Source organism: Streptomyces sp. NPDC047982 (assembly GCF_043204165.1).
Classification (GTDB): Bacteria; Actinomycetota; Actinomycetes; order Streptomycetales; family Streptomycetaceae; genus Streptomyces.
In genome coordinates, this window is sequence record NZ_JBIDBS010000006.1 from 21,167 (window position 1) to 34,781 (window position 13,615).

At 72.8% G+C, this 13,615-nt stretch carries 15 protein-coding genes; 14 read left to right on the top strand and 1 reads right to left on the bottom strand.

Annotation, left to right across the window (positions count from 1 at the left end):
* The first annotated feature begins 167 nt into the window (after nt 1-167).
* The 10 genes from ACGF2V_RS09220 to ACGF2V_RS09265 all read left to right on the top strand — a co-directional run bounded on the left by ACGF2V_RS09220 (nt 168) and on the right by ACGF2V_RS09265 (nt 9,520).
* Nucleotides 168-1,286, top strand: a complete 1,119-nt coding sequence (locus ACGF2V_RS09220) for a ParA family protein (RefSeq protein WP_351523306.1) — start codon at nt 168-170, stop codon at nt 1,284-1,286.
* Entirely contained in the window at nt 1,283-1,864 is a 582-nt protein-coding gene (locus tag ACGF2V_RS09225) for a hypothetical protein (protein ID WP_362627031.1), read from the top strand. Before ACGF2V_RS09220 ends, ACGF2V_RS09225 begins: the two co-directional genes overlap by 4 nt.
* Before the next feature lie 136 nt (nt 1,865-2,000).
* Nucleotides 2,001-3,266, top strand: coding sequence for a segregation/condensation protein A (locus tag ACGF2V_RS09230; protein ID WP_362705155.1), 1,266 nt, complete (start codon nt 2,001-2,003; stop codon nt 3,264-3,266).
* Nucleotides 3,263-3,910, top strand: coding sequence for an SMC-Scp complex subunit ScpB (gene scpB, locus ACGF2V_RS09235; RefSeq protein WP_362627025.1), 648 nt, complete (start codon nt 3,263-3,265; stop codon nt 3,908-3,910). Before ACGF2V_RS09230 ends, scpB begins: the two co-directional genes overlap by 4 nt.
* Nucleotides 3,910-5,019 (top strand): pseudouridine synthase, encoded by a 1,110-nt coding sequence (locus tag ACGF2V_RS09240; RefSeq protein WP_362627022.1) that lies wholly within the window; start codon nt 3,910-3,912, stop codon nt 5,017-5,019. The genes scpB and ACGF2V_RS09240 overlap by 1 nt, the downstream gene beginning before the upstream one ends.
* Nucleotides 5,020-5,164: 145 nt before the next feature.
* Nucleotides 5,165-5,824 carry a nicotinamide riboside transporter PnuC gene (gene pnuC, locus ACGF2V_RS09245; RefSeq protein ID WP_362705151.1) on the top strand — a complete coding sequence of 220 codons (660 nt, stop codon included), beginning with the start codon at nt 5,165-5,167 and terminating at the stop codon, nt 5,822-5,824.
* Entirely contained in the window at nt 5,821-6,900 is a 1,080-nt protein-coding gene (locus tag ACGF2V_RS09250) for an AAA family ATPase (RefSeq protein ID WP_362705148.1), read from the top strand. Before pnuC ends, ACGF2V_RS09250 begins: the two co-directional genes overlap by 4 nt.
* The gene (locus tag ACGF2V_RS09255; RefSeq protein WP_362705145.1) at nt 6,897-7,628 is read left to right on the top strand and encodes an NUDIX domain-containing protein; all 732 of its coding nucleotides are present in this window, start codon (nt 6,897-6,899) and stop codon (nt 7,626-7,628) included. Before ACGF2V_RS09250 ends, ACGF2V_RS09255 begins: the two co-directional genes overlap by 4 nt.
* A 59-nt stretch (nt 7,629-7,687) precedes the next feature.
* Complete coding sequence (locus ACGF2V_RS09260; RefSeq protein ID WP_362627011.1) at nt 7,688-8,710, top strand: ADP-ribosylglycohydrolase family protein; 1,023 nt, start codon at nt 7,688-7,690, stop codon at nt 8,708-8,710.
* A 3-nt stretch (nt 8,711-8,713) separates the two neighbouring features.
* Nucleotides 8,714-9,520: a DNA polymerase beta superfamily protein gene (locus tag ACGF2V_RS09265; protein WP_362705141.1), complete on the top strand. Its 807-nt coding sequence runs from the start codon at nt 8,714-8,716 to the stop codon at nt 9,518-9,520.
* 36 nt (nt 9,521-9,556) lie between these two features.
* Here ACGF2V_RS09265 and ACGF2V_RS09270 read toward each other — a convergent pair whose 3' ends face one another.
* Nucleotides 9,557-10,261, bottom strand: a complete 705-nt coding sequence (locus ACGF2V_RS09270; protein WP_362627009.1) for a DNA polymerase beta superfamily protein — start codon at nt 10,259-10,261, stop codon at nt 9,557-9,559.
* 156 nt (nt 10,262-10,417) lie between these two features.
* On the opposite strand from ACGF2V_RS09270, the gene aroH reads away from it, so the two are divergent.
* The 4 genes from aroH (at nt 10,418) to ACGF2V_RS09290 (ending at nt 13,435) form a co-directional block, all read left to right on the top strand.
* Nucleotides 10,418-10,780, top strand: coding sequence for a chorismate mutase (gene aroH, locus ACGF2V_RS09275; RefSeq protein WP_362627006.1), 363 nt, complete (start codon nt 10,418-10,420; stop codon nt 10,778-10,780).
* A complete protein-coding gene (locus ACGF2V_RS09280; RefSeq protein WP_362627003.1) occupies nt 10,777-11,862 on the top strand; it encodes a prephenate dehydrogenase in 1,086 nt (361 codons plus the stop codon). The genes aroH and ACGF2V_RS09280 overlap by 4 nt, the downstream gene beginning before the upstream one ends.
* Nucleotides 11,863-12,065: 203 nt before the next feature.
* Complete coding sequence (gene cmk / locus ACGF2V_RS09285) at nt 12,066-12,782, top strand: (d)CMP kinase (RefSeq protein WP_362627000.1); 717 nt, start codon at nt 12,066-12,068, stop codon at nt 12,780-12,782.
* Complete coding sequence (locus ACGF2V_RS09290; protein WP_389044658.1) at nt 12,740-13,435, top strand: lysophospholipid acyltransferase family protein; 696 nt, start codon at nt 12,740-12,742, stop codon at nt 13,433-13,435. The genes cmk and ACGF2V_RS09290 overlap by 43 nt, the downstream gene beginning before the upstream one ends.
* Nucleotides 13,436-13,615 lie beyond the last annotated feature (180 nt).

Here is a 13,615-nt window from a genome sequence, read left to right on the forward strand (position 1 = left end):
GCCGCGTCCGGTGGATTGTGTTGCTGCGAAGCGGTGACACGCCATAGAGTCGCCAATCGTCGGCATGGTGCCACGCTGACCTATCGATAAGTTTCCTGGTCACTTCCAAGGAGGTAAGACGACTTGTGAATGAGTCGACATTTACTCCCGGGGGTGTTCGTCCAGGGATGCCCGCACGGGGCCGGGGCCCGCACGGGCCGGAGGCTGTCGGCTCCGTCGCTGTCCGCACCTTCGCCACCAATCAGCACATGACGACAGCCCCCCAGATGATGGACGGCCTACACGTGAACGCCATGGCCGGCAACGAGAGTGGCCGAGAGACCGCCCGCTTCGCCGACTTCGACGAGGTGCCCCAGGGGCACTTCTACGACCCCGATGCCGAGTACGAGCCCGATCCGGAGTACGCGGCCACCCTCGCGCCCGACGCCGCCCGCCAGCGCCGCGAGCGGATCGGCCCGACCGGTCGGCCCCTGCCCTACTTCCCGATCCCGGGTCCGCTGACCGACCACGGCCCCGCGAAGATCATCGCGATGTGCAACCAGAAGGGCGGCGTCGGCAAGACCACGTCGACCATCAACCTGGGTGCCGCGCTGGCGGAGTACGGACGCCGGGTCCTGCTCGTCGACTTCGACCCCCAGGGCGCCCTGTCGGTCGGACTCGGCGTCAACCCGATGGAGCTCGACCTCACGGTCTACAACCTGCTCATGGAGCGGGGCATGTCGGCCGACGACGTCCTGCTGAAGACGGCTGTCCCGAACATGGACCTGCTGCCGAGCAACATCGACCTGTCGGCCGCGGAGGTGCAGCTGGTCAGCGAGGTCGCCCGGGAGTCCACGCTGCAGCGCGCCCTGAAGCCGCTGATGGCCGACTACGACTACATCGTGATCGACTGTCAGCCCTCGCTCGGCCTGCTCACGGTGAACGCCCTGACGGCCGCGCACAAGGTCATAGTGCCGCTGGAGTGCGAGTTCTTCGCGCTGCGAGGGGTGGCGCTGCTCACCGAGACCATCGAGAAGGTCCAGGAGCGGCTCAACCCCGAGCTGGAGCTCGACGGCATCCTCGCGACCATGTACGACTCCCGCACCGTGCACAGCCGCGAGGTCCTCGCGCGCGTCGTCGAGGCGTTCGACGACCACGTCTACCACACGGTCATCGGGCGCACCGTGCGCTTCCCCGAGACCACGGTCGCCGGTGAGCCCATCACGACGTACGCCTCCAATTCGGTCGGTGCCGCCGCCTATCGCCAGCTCGCCAGGGAGGTGCTCGCCCGGTGTCACGCCGAGTGAGTCTGCCCGGAGCCGACGAACTGTTCCGTACCACCGGGGGCATGGGCCTCCAGTCCTCGTCCCCGGTCGACCGGCGGCGCAAGGCGAACGGCGAGGCCCGGGTGCCGGGTCCCGCCGGTGAGAACGATCCCGGGCCCGGGGCGGGCGCGGCCGAGGCGGCCGACGGCCGGCAGGAGCACACGGCGGCGGACGCCGACGCGGCGCAGTCGCGCGGCCGGGGAGACGACGGCGACCGGGGGACGGCGGCCGGGCAGCCGGTGCGCAGGTCCCGGCCGACGTCGTCCCCGGACCGGGAGGCGGTGTCCGTCCCCGCCGTGCAGCAGCAGCGCAGGCGCGGCAGCGGGCGCGGGGCGAACCGGCGGCCCAGCGGCCGCGAGCGCCACGACGAGAAGATCACGGTCTACGTCTCGGCCGAGGAACTGATGGACCTCGAACACGCCCGTCTCGTGCTGCGCGGCGAGCACGGGCTCGCGGTCGACCGGGGGCGGATCGTCCGCGAGGCGGTCGCGGTGGTGCTCGCCGACCTGGAGTCGCGGGGCGACGCGAGCATCCTCGTACGGCGGCTGCGCGGGCGCTGACCGGGTCGCCGGTAGCCTGCCCGGAGTGCCGACGCGGCCGTTCGGCCGCCCGCCCGGGGTACCGCCCGCGGGCCGGCCGGCCCCCTCCGTACGGGCCACCGCCCGCCGCCCGTGTCCCCCTTGCCCCAGGACCCTCATGCCGACGACCGACGAGCCCGCCCGCACCCCCCGCCGCCCCCTGGGCCGCGGCCCGGGCGGCAGGGCCGTGCCGGAGCCGGGGGAGAGGGAACACACGAGATCCGGGCCCGAGCCGGTGGCGGCGCCCGGGGACGGGGCGGCTCCGGCGGCCCCTGCGGTACCCGGGGCGGCGGAGGACGCCGCGACCGGGTCCGTCCCGGCCGGACCCGGTGCGGCCGGGGCCGGGTGCGCCGTGGATGCCGATGTCCCGGCCGGTCGGCCCTGGCACGACGGCGGCGGGCGGTCCGCAGAGCGGAAGGCTGCTGACGGGCAGGCCGACGGCGGACGGTCGGACGGCGGGCGGACGGACGACGGGCGGACGGACGACGGCAGGTTCACCGTACGGCTGGCGAACTTCGAGGGGCCGTTCGACCTGCTCCTCCAGCTCATCTCCAAGCACAAGCTGGATGTGACCGAAGTCGCGCTGTCCAAGGTCACCGACGAGTTCATGACGTACATCCACGCGAGGGGCCCGGACTGGGACCTGGACCAGACCACCGAGTTCCTCGTCGTCGCCGCGACCCTTCTGGACCTCAAGGCCGCCCGGCTGCTGCCCGCCGCCGAGGTGGAGGACGAGGCCGATCTGGCACTGCTCGAAGCGCGGGACCTGCTTTTTGCCCGGCTGCTCCAGTACCGCGCGTACAAACGCGTCGCGGAGATCTTCGACGGCCGGCTGGTGTCGGAGGGGCGGCGCTTCCCGCGCACCGTGGGACTGGAGCAGCACCACGCCGAGCTGCTTCCCGAGGTCGTCATCAGCATCGGGGCCGAGGGCTTCGCCCGGCTCGCCGTGAAGGCGATGCGGCCGAGGCCCGCGCCGCAGGTGTACGTCGACCACATCCACGCACCGCTGGTCAGCGTGCGGGAACAGGCCGAGGTGGTGGTGGCGCGGCTGCGCGAGGCGGGGGAGATCGGCTTCCGGGAGCTCGCCGAGGACGCCCCGGACACCCTCACCGTCGTCGCCCGCTTCCTCGCCCTGCTGGAGCTGTACCGGGAGAAGGCCGTCGTGCTCGACCAGGACGAGGCCCTCGGGGAGCTCCTGGTGCGCTGGGCCGGGGGAGAGGGGGCCGGCCCCGTCGTCACGGACGAGTTCGACGCCGGGAGCAACACCGGGGCGCGGGACACCGGGAACGGCAACGGCAACAGCGCCGAGGCGCGGGGCGCGCGGCAGGACGGGGCCGGGAACGGCACCAGGGCGCAGGACGTCCAGGAGGATGGGAAGGCATGACGCAGCAGGACACCACCGGCCCCGCCGTCGCGGAGCTCGCGCTGAAGCCCGCGCTGGAGGCCGTCCTCATGGTCGTCGACGAACCGGCCACCGAGGAACACCTCGCCGGGGTGCTTCAGCGGCCCCGCGCGGCAGTCGCCGACGCGCTGCGCGAACTGGCGGACGAGTACACCGTCCAGCGCCGGGGCTTCGAGCTGCGGCTGGTCGCGGGCGGCTGGCGTTTCTACACCCGGCCCGAGTACGCGGCGGCCGTCGAGGGCTTCGTCCTGGACGGCCAGCAGGCCCGGCTCACCCAGGCGGCACTGGAGACCCTCGCGGTGGTCGCGTACCGCCAGCCGGTCAGCCGGTCCCGGGTCTCCGCGGTCCGCGGCGTCAACTGCGACGGGGTCATGCGGACCCTGCTCCAGCGGGGGCTCGTCGAGGAGGCGGGCACGGAATCCGAAACAGGTGCGATCCTGTACAGGACGACGAACTACTTTCTGGAGCGGATGGGCCTGCGCGGCCTGGACGAGCTCCCGGAGCTCGCGCCCTTCCTCCCCGAGGCGGACGCGATCGAGGCCGAGACGCGAGAGGGTGTGCCGTCGTTCGATCCGGACGCACCGGACACCCTCGATACCCACGCAGACGACAAGACGGAATTTTGATGCGAAGCAGTGGCAGGAACAGCGCAAGCGGCGGCGGCCGGAGCGGCGGCGACCGGAATCCCCGGGGCGCCGGTGCCGGTGGTCGCGACGGCCGGCAGGAGCAGCGTCCCCGCAGGCCCCGGCCGGAGGAGCGCCGCTACGACGTGGGCACTCCGGGCGGGCAGGACGGCGACGGTCCCCGCAAGGGCCGCGGCGCGGCGGCCCGCGGCGGTGCCAAGGGCGGCCCGAAGCCCCCGCAGGCCCGAGACGGCCGGAGCGGCGGCCGACGCGGGCAGGGCGCCCCGTCCCGTCCGCGCGAGCTCGACGCCAAGATCGAGCAGCGCAACCGGGACCGGTACGCGGGCAGGCCCGAGATCAGGACGCCCAAGACCTTCCCGGGCGCCGAGCAGGAGGGCGAGCGGCTGCAGAAGGTCCTCGCCCGGGCCGGGCTGGGTTCGCGCCGCGCCTGTGAGGAACTGATCGAGCAGGCCCGTGTCGAGGTCAACGGCGAGATCGTCCTGGAGCAGGGCCGGCGCGTCGACGTGCACAAGGACGAGATCAAGGTCGACGGGCTGACCGTCGCCGCCCAGTCGTACCTCTTCTTCGCGCTCAACAAGCCCGCCGGTGTCGTCTCCTCCATGGAGGACCCGGAAGGCCGCCAATGCCTCGGCGACTACGTCACCAACCGCGAGACGCGGCTGTTCCACGTGGGCCGGCTCGACACCGAGACCGAGGGCATCCTCCTGCTCACCAACCACGGTGAGCTGGCGCACCGTCTGACCCATCCCAAGTACGGGGTGAAGAAGACCTACCTGGCCGCCATCCAGGGCCCGCTCCCGCGCGACCTGGGCAAGCGGCTCAAGGACGGCATCCCGCTGGAGGACGGGTACGCCCGCGCCGACCACTTCCGGGTCGTCGAGAACACCGGCAAGAACTACCTGGTCGAGGTGACCCTCCACGAGGGCCGCAAGCACATCGTCCGCCGGATGCTGGCCGAAGCCGGCTTCCCCGTCGAACGGCTCGTCCGGACGTCGTTCGGGCCGATCCCGCTGGGCGATCAGAAGTCCGGCTGGCTGCGCCGCCTCACCAACACCGAGGTGGGCATGCTGATGCGTGAGGTCGGTCTGTAGTCCCGCCCCGTTCGCGGCGCCCCGGCTCCGCCCGTTCCACGGCCCGCGGCCGGTTCCTGTGCCCCATTCGGACAGGAACCGGCCGCGGGCCTTTCGTCGCACCGCTCTCCGGTTTATAGTCAGGGTGACTATTAAGGAGGCGGGAGTGAGTCTCGCGGATGTCCTCGATCCCCTGCAGCAACCCCTGGTGACGGTCCTCGGCACCCCGGTCGCCTGGACCGAGGTGCTCGGTTTCGGCAGCGGGGCGCTGTGCGTCTGGCTCGTGGCCCGCCAGCACATCGCCAACTGGCCGATCGGCATTGCCAACAACTTCTTCTTCATCGTGCTGTTCGCCCAGTCCGGTCTGTACGCCGACGCCGGCCTCCAGATCGTCTTCATCGCCCTCGCCGCGTACGGCTGGTGGACCTGGACCCACGGGGGCGGACCAGGCGCGCCCGACCTGCCGGTGCGCCGCACCACGCGCACCGAATGGGGCCTGCTGCTCGCGGCGGGGGCAGTGGGGACCCTCGCCCTGACCGTCCTCCTGGACCGCGCCACCGACTCCACCGTGCCCTTCTGGGACGCCCTGACGACCGCGCTGTCCCTGACGGCCACGTACGGGCAGTGCCGCAAGCTCGTCGAGTCGTGGTGGCTCTGGATCGCCGCCGACGTGGTGTACATCCCGCTCTACGCGCACAAGGAGCTCTACCTCACCTCCCTGCTGTACCTCGGCTTCCTGGCGCTGTGCCTGACCGGCCTGCGCAACTGGCGGCGCGATCTCGCCGCGCGGCAGCAGCGGCAGCGGCCCGTGGAGGTGAGGGCGTGAAGCGCTTCGGGCACGGGCTCGTCCTCGGCAAGTTCTATCCGCCGCACGCCGGCCACCACCATCTCGTCCGCACCGCGCGGGACCGGTGCGAGCGCCTGACCGTCCTGGTCTGCGCCGCCTCCGTCGAATCCGCACCGCTCGCCGACCGGGTGGCCTGGATGCGCGAGACGCACCCGGACGTACGGGTCGTGGGCGCCGTCGACGACATCCCCATGGATCTCCAGGACCCCGCGGTCTGGGACGCGCACATGGCCGTCTTCACACGGGCGGTGCCCGAGCCGGTGGACGCCGTCTTCACCTCGGAGTCGTACGGGGAAGAGCTGGCCCGCCGATTCGGTGCCGCGTCCGTCTGCGTCGACCCCGACCGCACGGCCTTCCCGGTCTCGGGCACCGCCGTCCGCGAGGATCCGGTCGGCTGCTGGGACTTCCTCGAACCGCCCGTACGGGCCGCGCTCACCCGCCGGGTCGTCGTCCTCGGCGCGGAATCCACCGGCACCACGACGATGGCCCGCGCGCTCACCGACCACTACCGGCGGCGCGGCGGTGTCTGGGCCCACACCGGGTACGTCGCCGAGTACGGACGGGAGTTCAGCGAACGGAAGCTGGCCGCGCTGCGCTCCCGGTGGCCCGACGCCCAGTGGGAGGACGTCACCTTCGGCACCGACGACTTCCCGCTGATCGCCGAGGCGCAGAACGACGCGGAGGAGACGGCCGCGCGTGCCGGGTCGCCGGTGCTCTTCTGCGACACCGACTCCTTCGCCACCACCGTCTGGCACGAACGCTACGTCGGCGGACGCAACCCCCTCGTCGAGGAGATCGCCGACCGGATCCCCCACCACCTGTGGCTGCTCACCGACCACGAGGGCGTCGCGTTCGAGGACGACGGACTGCGCGACGGCGAGGAACTGCGGCCCTGGATGACCGACCGCTTCCGGGCCGAACTCACCCGCACCGGAAGGCGGTTCGTCGAACTCACCGGGCCCCACCCGGAACGCCTGGCCACCGCGGTCGCCGCCGTCGACGCCCTGCTCGCAGCCGGGTGGGACTTCGCCGCACCCCTCCCGGAGCGCCGATGAGCACCGGTGTCCCCGCGGGCTACGACCCGTACGCCTTCGAACCGTTCGCGGTCACCGTCGACCTCGCCGTCTTCACGGTCCGCGCCACCCGGCTCGACGTCCTGCTCGTGGAGCGGGGCGAGGACCCGTACAAGGGCTGCTGGGCCCTGCCCGGCGGTTTCGTCCGGCCCCGCGAGTCCGCCGGGGACGCCGCCCGCCGGGAACTCGCCGAGGAGACCGGGCTGACACCCGGTACGGCCTCCGCGCTCCACCTGGAACAGCTGCGCACCTACAGCGACCCGGACCGCGACCCGAGGATGCGGGTGGTCTCCGTCGCCTACGCCGCGCTCGTCCCGGACCTGCCCGAACCGCGTGGCGGCGGCGACGCGGCCAGCGCCCGCTGGTGGGACGCCCGGGCCACCGGTCCGCTCGCCTTCGACCACGACCGGATCCTCGCCGACGCGTACGACCGGATCGGTGCCAAGCTCGAATACACCTGCCTGGCCACCGCGTTCTGCCCGCCCGAATTCACCCTGGGGGAACTCCAGCAGGTCTACGAGACGGTCTGGGGCGTCACGCTGGACCGGCCCAACTTCCGGCGCAAGGTCCTCACCGCGCCCGGCTTCGTCCAGGCCGTGGAAGGACCGCCGCGCCGCACCGGCGGACGCGGCAAGCCCGCCGCGCTCTACCGGGCGGGCGCCGCCACCGCCCTGCACCCACCGCTCCTGAGGCCGGAAGGCCGCTCCTGACCCGGAAGGCCACTGCGGGCAACCGGACGACCGCTTGCGACACCGGAAGGAAGAACCACGTGATCGTGACCAGGACCACCACCAAGCAGGCCGCCACCGGCGCACTGACCGGGCTCGCGCTCGGCGACGCACTGGGCTTCCCGACCGAGTTCAACAACGTGCCGTCGATCCTCGCCAAGTGCGGTCCCTGGCGGCGGATGCCGCTGCCGAAACCGGCGTACGTCACCGACGACACCCAGATGACGCTGGCTCTGGCGCGGGGCATGCGCACCGCCATGGACCGAGGACTGCTCACCCCGTTGCGACTGGTCCGCCCGGTGCGCGAGGAGTTCGTCGACTGGTACCACTCACCCGACAACAACCGGGCCCCCGGCCGCACCTGCATGACTGCCTGCCGGCTGCTCGACAGCGACCGGCTGTGGCAGGAGGCCAGCCAGACCGGATCCAAGGGCTGCGGCGCCAACATGCGGGTCGTGCCGGTCGGGCTCGCCCCCGGGCTGAGCGACGAACAGCGCTCGGGCGCCGCCCAGTTGCAGGCGGCCCTCACCCACGGCCACCCGACCGCCCTCGCCGCGTCCGACCTGACGGCCCGCGCGGTACACCTGCTGGCGCAGGGCGCGGAGCCGACGGGCCTGATCGGGCAGCTGCGCAGTTACGCGTACGAGAACAGCGGTCGCTATCTCACGCGCTGGCTCGGCGAGCTCTGGCGCTACGCGGGCGACTCCTCCCCGGAGCAGTACATCCGGCGCGGGTGGGAGGAATGCCTCGACGCCCTCGCCCGCGTCCAGGACGCCCTGCGCGACCCGTCCCCGGAGACCGACCCCTGCGAGACCACCGGCGACGGCTGGGTCGCGGAGGAGGCACTCGCCACGGCCCTGCACTGCTTCCTGCTCTTTCCCGAGGAGCCCGTCACCGCGCTGCGCCGCGCCGCCTGCACCCGCGGCGACTCGGACTCCCTCGGCTGCCTCACCGGCGCGTTCGCCGGTGCACACCTGGGTGCGGGCGCCTGGCCCAGGGAATGGTCGGAACGGATCGAGTACCGGAGCGACCTGCTGGCACTGGGGGCGCTCTGGGATGCATGATCCATGCATACGAAGCAACTCCAGGAAGCCGGGCTGCCGGTCACGGACTTCGGCCGGGTCCTCGCCGGGGAACGCCACCCGCTTCTGTTCGCCACGGTCTCCGGGGCGCATCTGTACGGGTTTCCGTCCAGGGACTCGGACGTGGACCTCCGGGGGGTCCATCTCCTGCCCGCGGAGGACCTCCTCGGGCTGCGGCCGCCCGAGAAGACGCGCACGCGGATGTGGGACCTGGACGGGGTCGAGATGGACCTCGTCACCCACGATCTGCGGAAGTTCGTCCGGCTGATGCTCAAGCCGAACGGCTACGTGCTGGAGCAGTTGCTGTCCCCGCTCGTGGTGCGCACGAGCGGACCGCACGCGGAACTGGTGGACCTGGCCCCCGCCGTGCTCACCCGCCGTCACGCCCACCACTACCGCGGCTTCGCCCGCACCCAGTGGCGCCTCCATGAGAGGACCGGCGAACTGAAGCCCCTGCTCTACACGTTCCGGGCGCTGCTCACCGGCATCCATCTGATGCGCAGTGGCGAGGTCATGGCGCATCTGCCGACGCTGCTCGGCGAGGGGAGCGCCCCCGCGTATCTGCCCGAGCTGATCGCCGCGAAGGCCGAGGCCGAGCACGGGAGAGCGAAGGACGTGGACGGCGCGGCGGTGTCCCGGGACGTCGAGAGGCTGCACGAGGTGCTCGACCGGGCGCAGGCCGGGTCCGGGCTCCCCGAGACGGCCGGTGGACTCGACGCCCTGCACGACCTCGTGGTGCGGGCACGGCCGGCGCGACGGGCCTCCACCTCCCCGTCCGCCGGGCGGGCCTGACCCGCCACCCCTCCGGGACGGGGCGGGAACACGCGGTCACCCCGGGCCGGGCCGCAGCGCGGACGCCCGGCGCGTGCGGACGAGGAAGTCCTCCACGCGGGCGAGGTCCGGGTGCGGGGGGAGCGGCGAGGTCCGTACGGCCTCGTCGTTCTCCTCCGCGAGACGGGTCATCCGGCGCTCGACCTCCGGCCAGGGCACCTCGCCGCGCTTCACCGCCAGTAGTTCCTCCCGGGCCGGGCCCACCTCGATCGTGAGCTCGCCCGTGCGCAGCAGGTCACGGCCGCTCACCAGCAGCCGGAGCAGATGCATGGCGTGCTTCCAGCGCGGCGCCCCGTACTGCCGGACGTCCGCCTCCAGCTTCCGGCGCTGCCCCCAGGCGTAACGGACGAAGGTCCGATGGGCCAGCCGCGACAGGAACGCCCCGCGCAGGGAGAGGAGTTCACGGCCCACGTCGTCGATGCGCTCCACCAGCGGCGAGTGCAGGCACTCCAGCACATTGGGGTTGGCGCGCAGGGCCAGTTCGCAGAAGCGTTCCAGCTCCCAGGAGAACTGCTCCTGCGCGGGCCCCTCGACATGCGTCGGCGGCTTGTCGAACCGCCAGAACAGCGGGGTCGGCGCAAGGAAGACGCCGCGCCGGTCGATGTCGCTGCCGTCCGTGGCGAGCCCGAAGGCGCGCGATCCCATCACGCACGAGTAGACCGTGTGATCGCGTACGAGAGTCTCGGGATCGGGGGTGATCATGCCGCGAGGCTACGCGAGCGGCCGCGCGCCGCACCGGGAGTTTTCCGCTCCCCGGACCGCCGCGCCCCTCCGGCGACCGGGCGAACGTTGCCGGATGCGGCACTAGCTAGGCTGGTCGCGCGGAAGGATCACGTACGCGAGAGTCAGGAGCACGACGTGGCGGTTCGAGCGGTCCGCGGAGCCGTCCAGCTGGATCAGGACGAGGCCGGGCACATGGCCGAGCGGGTCGGCGCCCTGCTCACCGCCGTCCTGGAACGCAACAGCCTCGTCGCGGACGACCTGATCAGCATCTGGTTCACCGCCACCCCCGACCTGCACAGCGACTTCCCGGCCGCCGCGGTGCGCGGTCTCGGTATCGTCGACGTGCCACTGATCTGCGCACAGGAGCTGGACGTCGCGGGAGCCATGCCCCGCGTGGTGCGGATCCTCGCGCACATCGAGACCTACCTTCCCAAGTCCGAGATCACGCATGTGTACCTCGGTGCCACCGCAGCCCTCCGCAAGGACATCGCCCAGTGAGAACCGCCCTCGTCATCGGAACGGGCCTCGTCGGCACCTCCGCAGCCCTCGCCCTGGCCGGGCGCGGCATCCAGGTCCACCTCGTCGACCACGACCCCGAGTCGGCCCGCACCGCGGCGGCGCTCGGCGCCGGTACGGACGAGCCGCCCGAGGGCCGTGTCGACCTCGCGGTCGTCGCCGTGCCGCCCGCCCATGTGGCCGAGGTGCTGGCCGGTGCCGTGCGGGACGGCGTCGCCCGCGGATACCTCGACGTGGCCAGCGTCAAGGGAGGTCCGCGCCGCGAGCTGGAGGCCCTCGGCGTCGACCTCGCCCCGTACATCGGTACGCACCCGATGGCGGGCAAGGAACGCTCCGGCCCCCTCGCCGCCACCGCCGATCTCTTCGAGGGGCGGCCCTGGGTCCTCACTCCGACCCGCGACACCGACACCGAGGTCCTCAACCTCGCCCTGGAACTGGTCGCGCTGTGCCGCGCCGTCCCGGTCGTCATGGACGCCGACGCCCATGACCGGGCCGTCGCCCTGGTCTCCCACACTCCGCAGCTGATCTCGTCGATGGTCGCCGCCCGCCTGGAGGAGGCCGACGAGACCGCCGTACGCCTCTGCGGCCAGGGCATCCGGGACGTCACCCGGATCGCCGCGTCCGACCCCCGGATGTGGGTGGAGATCCTCTCCGCGAATCCCGGGCCGGTCGCCGACGTGCTGGCCGGGGTCGCCGCCGATCTCGACGAGACGGTACGGGCGCTGCGCGCGCTGCAGTCCGCCGACGAGGACCGGCGCCGCGAGGGCACCGAGGGCATCGAGGACGTCCTGCGCCGCGGCAACGCGGGCCGGGTCCGGGTGCCCGGCAAGCATGGGGCGGCACCCGCCTCGTACGAGATGGTGTCCGTGCTCATCAGCGACCGGCCGGGCGAGCTGGCCCGGATCTTCGCCGACGCGGAAGGGGCCGGGGTCAACGTGGAGGACGTGCGCATCGAGCACGCCACCGGGCAGCAGGCGGGTCTGGTCCAGCTGATGGTCGAGCCGAGCGCCGCCGCCGGACTGAGCGCGGCCCTGCGCGAGCGCGGCTGGGCCATACGGCAGTAGGCCCCCTGAGCAGGGACCGTTCCCGCGCGGCGCCGTCCCCGGACGACCGGTGGACCCGGGAGCGACGGCTCCCGGCGGCGGGTACGGGCGGCGGCCCGGGGGCTGCCGCCCACAGGGGTGCGGAGGACCGCCTCGACACTCGGTAACCTTGTGCGGGGCGGGTTCGCGCGCGCCCCCGTCCGCCCACCCCGTGTACCAGGAAGGTGTCCACCGCCGTGGAAACCGCAAGCGCCGCCGCCCGGACGGCCCCGGCCGCAGTGATCGTCGCCATCGACGGACCCTCCGGCACCGGCAAGTCGAGCACGTCCAAGGCCGTCGCCGCCCAGCTCGGCCTGAGCTACCTGGACACCGGCGCCCAGTACCGGGCGATCACCTGGTGGATGCTGAGCAACGGCGTCGACGTCGAGGACGCCGCCCAGGTGGCGACCGCAGCCGCCAAGCCGGTCATCGTCTCCGGCACGGACCCGGCCGCCCCGACGATCACCGTCGACGGCGCGGACGCCTCGGGCCCGATCCGCACCCAGGAGGTCACCGCCAGGGTCAGCGCCGTCAGCGCCGTCCCCGAGGTGCGCACCCGGATCACCGAGCTGCAGCGCACCATCGCCGCCGCGGCCGACCGGGGGATAGTGGTCGAGGGCCGCGACATCGGCACCACGGTGCTCCCCGACGCCGACCTGAAGATCTTCCTCACCGCGTCGCCGGAGGCGCGTGCCGCCCGCCGCAGCAAGGAGATCAAGAGCTCCGACCTCGCCGCCACGAAGGAAGCGCTGATCAAGCGCGACACGGCGGACTCCGGCCGCAAGACCTCGCCGCTGGCCAAGGCGGACGACGCCGTCGAGGTGGACACCACCGAGCTGACCCTCCAGCAGGTCATCGAGTGCGTCGTCACCCTCGTCGAGGAGAAGCGGACCGCGAAGTGACCCGAGCCACCACGGCCGCACCCTCACCGCGCGGCGCGTCGGTCGGACGCGGAATCGGCATCGGCCTGATGTACGGGCTGTGGAAGCCCCGCGTCCTCGGCGCGTGGCGGGTGCCGGCCACCGGACCGGTCATACTCGCGGTGAACCACTCCCACAACATCGACGGGCCGATGCTGATGGGCACCGCGCCCCGGCCCGTCCACTTCCTGATCAAGAAGGAGGCGTTCGTCGGTCCGCTCGACCCGTTCCTGCGCGGAATCGGTCAGCTGAAGGTGGACCGCACGACCGCCGACCGCACCGCCATCTCCCACGCCCTCGGGGTGCTGGAGAACGGCGGTGCCCTCGGGATATTCCCCGAGGGCACCAGGGGCGAGGGCGACTTCGCCGCCCTGCGCGCCGGGCTCGCGTACTTCGCGGTGCGCAGCGGGGCACCGATCGTGCCCGTGGCCGTCCTGGGCAGCGCCGAGCGACGCGGTCGGCTGATACCGGCGCTGCCGCCGTTGCGCAGCCGGGTCGACGTCGTGTTCGGGGACGCGTTCGCGGCGGCGGCGGACGGCCGCCGGACCCGCGCGGCGCTGGACGCGGCGACGGCGCGGATCCAGGTCCGGCTGACCGCCCACCTGGAGGAGGCCCGGCGTTTCACCGGGCGCTGAGGGGCCTGCCGTGCGCCCGCCGAGGGACACGCGGACTCCTTGCGTAAGACTTGAGTAGTGGGGGGGGGGGGGGCGGGCCCGCCCCCCCGGGACTAAGAAGTAAGCAAGAACTAATAGACAAACTAACAAAAACGGCCCGCGGACGAGGACACAGTCCCCGAGGGGGATGCGGGGTGTGGG

Bases quoted from the DNA above. Each gene is read 5' to 3' on its own strand.
- ACGF2V_RS09220 (WP_351523306.1), top strand. From the start codon at position 168: ATGCCCGCACGGGGCCGGGGCCCGCACGGGCCGGAGGCTGTCGGCTCC.
- ACGF2V_RS09230 (WP_362705155.1), top strand. From the start codon at position 2,001: ATGCCGACGACCGACGAGCCCGCCCGCACCCCCCGCCGCCCCCTGGGC.
- scpB (WP_362627025.1), top strand. From the start codon at position 3,263: ATGACGCAGCAGGACACCACCGGCCCCGCCGTCGCGGAGCTCGCGCTG.
- ACGF2V_RS09240 (WP_362627022.1), top strand. From the start codon at position 3,910: ATGCGAAGCAGTGGCAGGAACAGCGCAAGCGGCGGCGGCCGGAGCGGC.
- ACGF2V_RS09255 (WP_362705145.1), top strand. From the start codon at position 6,897: ATGAGCACCGGTGTCCCCGCGGGCTACGACCCGTACGCCTTCGAACCG.
- ACGF2V_RS09265 (WP_362705141.1), top strand. From the start codon at position 8,714: ATGCATACGAAGCAACTCCAGGAAGCCGGGCTGCCGGTCACGGACTTC.
- ACGF2V_RS09270 (WP_362627009.1), bottom strand. From the start codon at position 10,261: ATGATCACCCCCGATCCCGAGACTCTCGTACGCGATCACACGGTCTAC.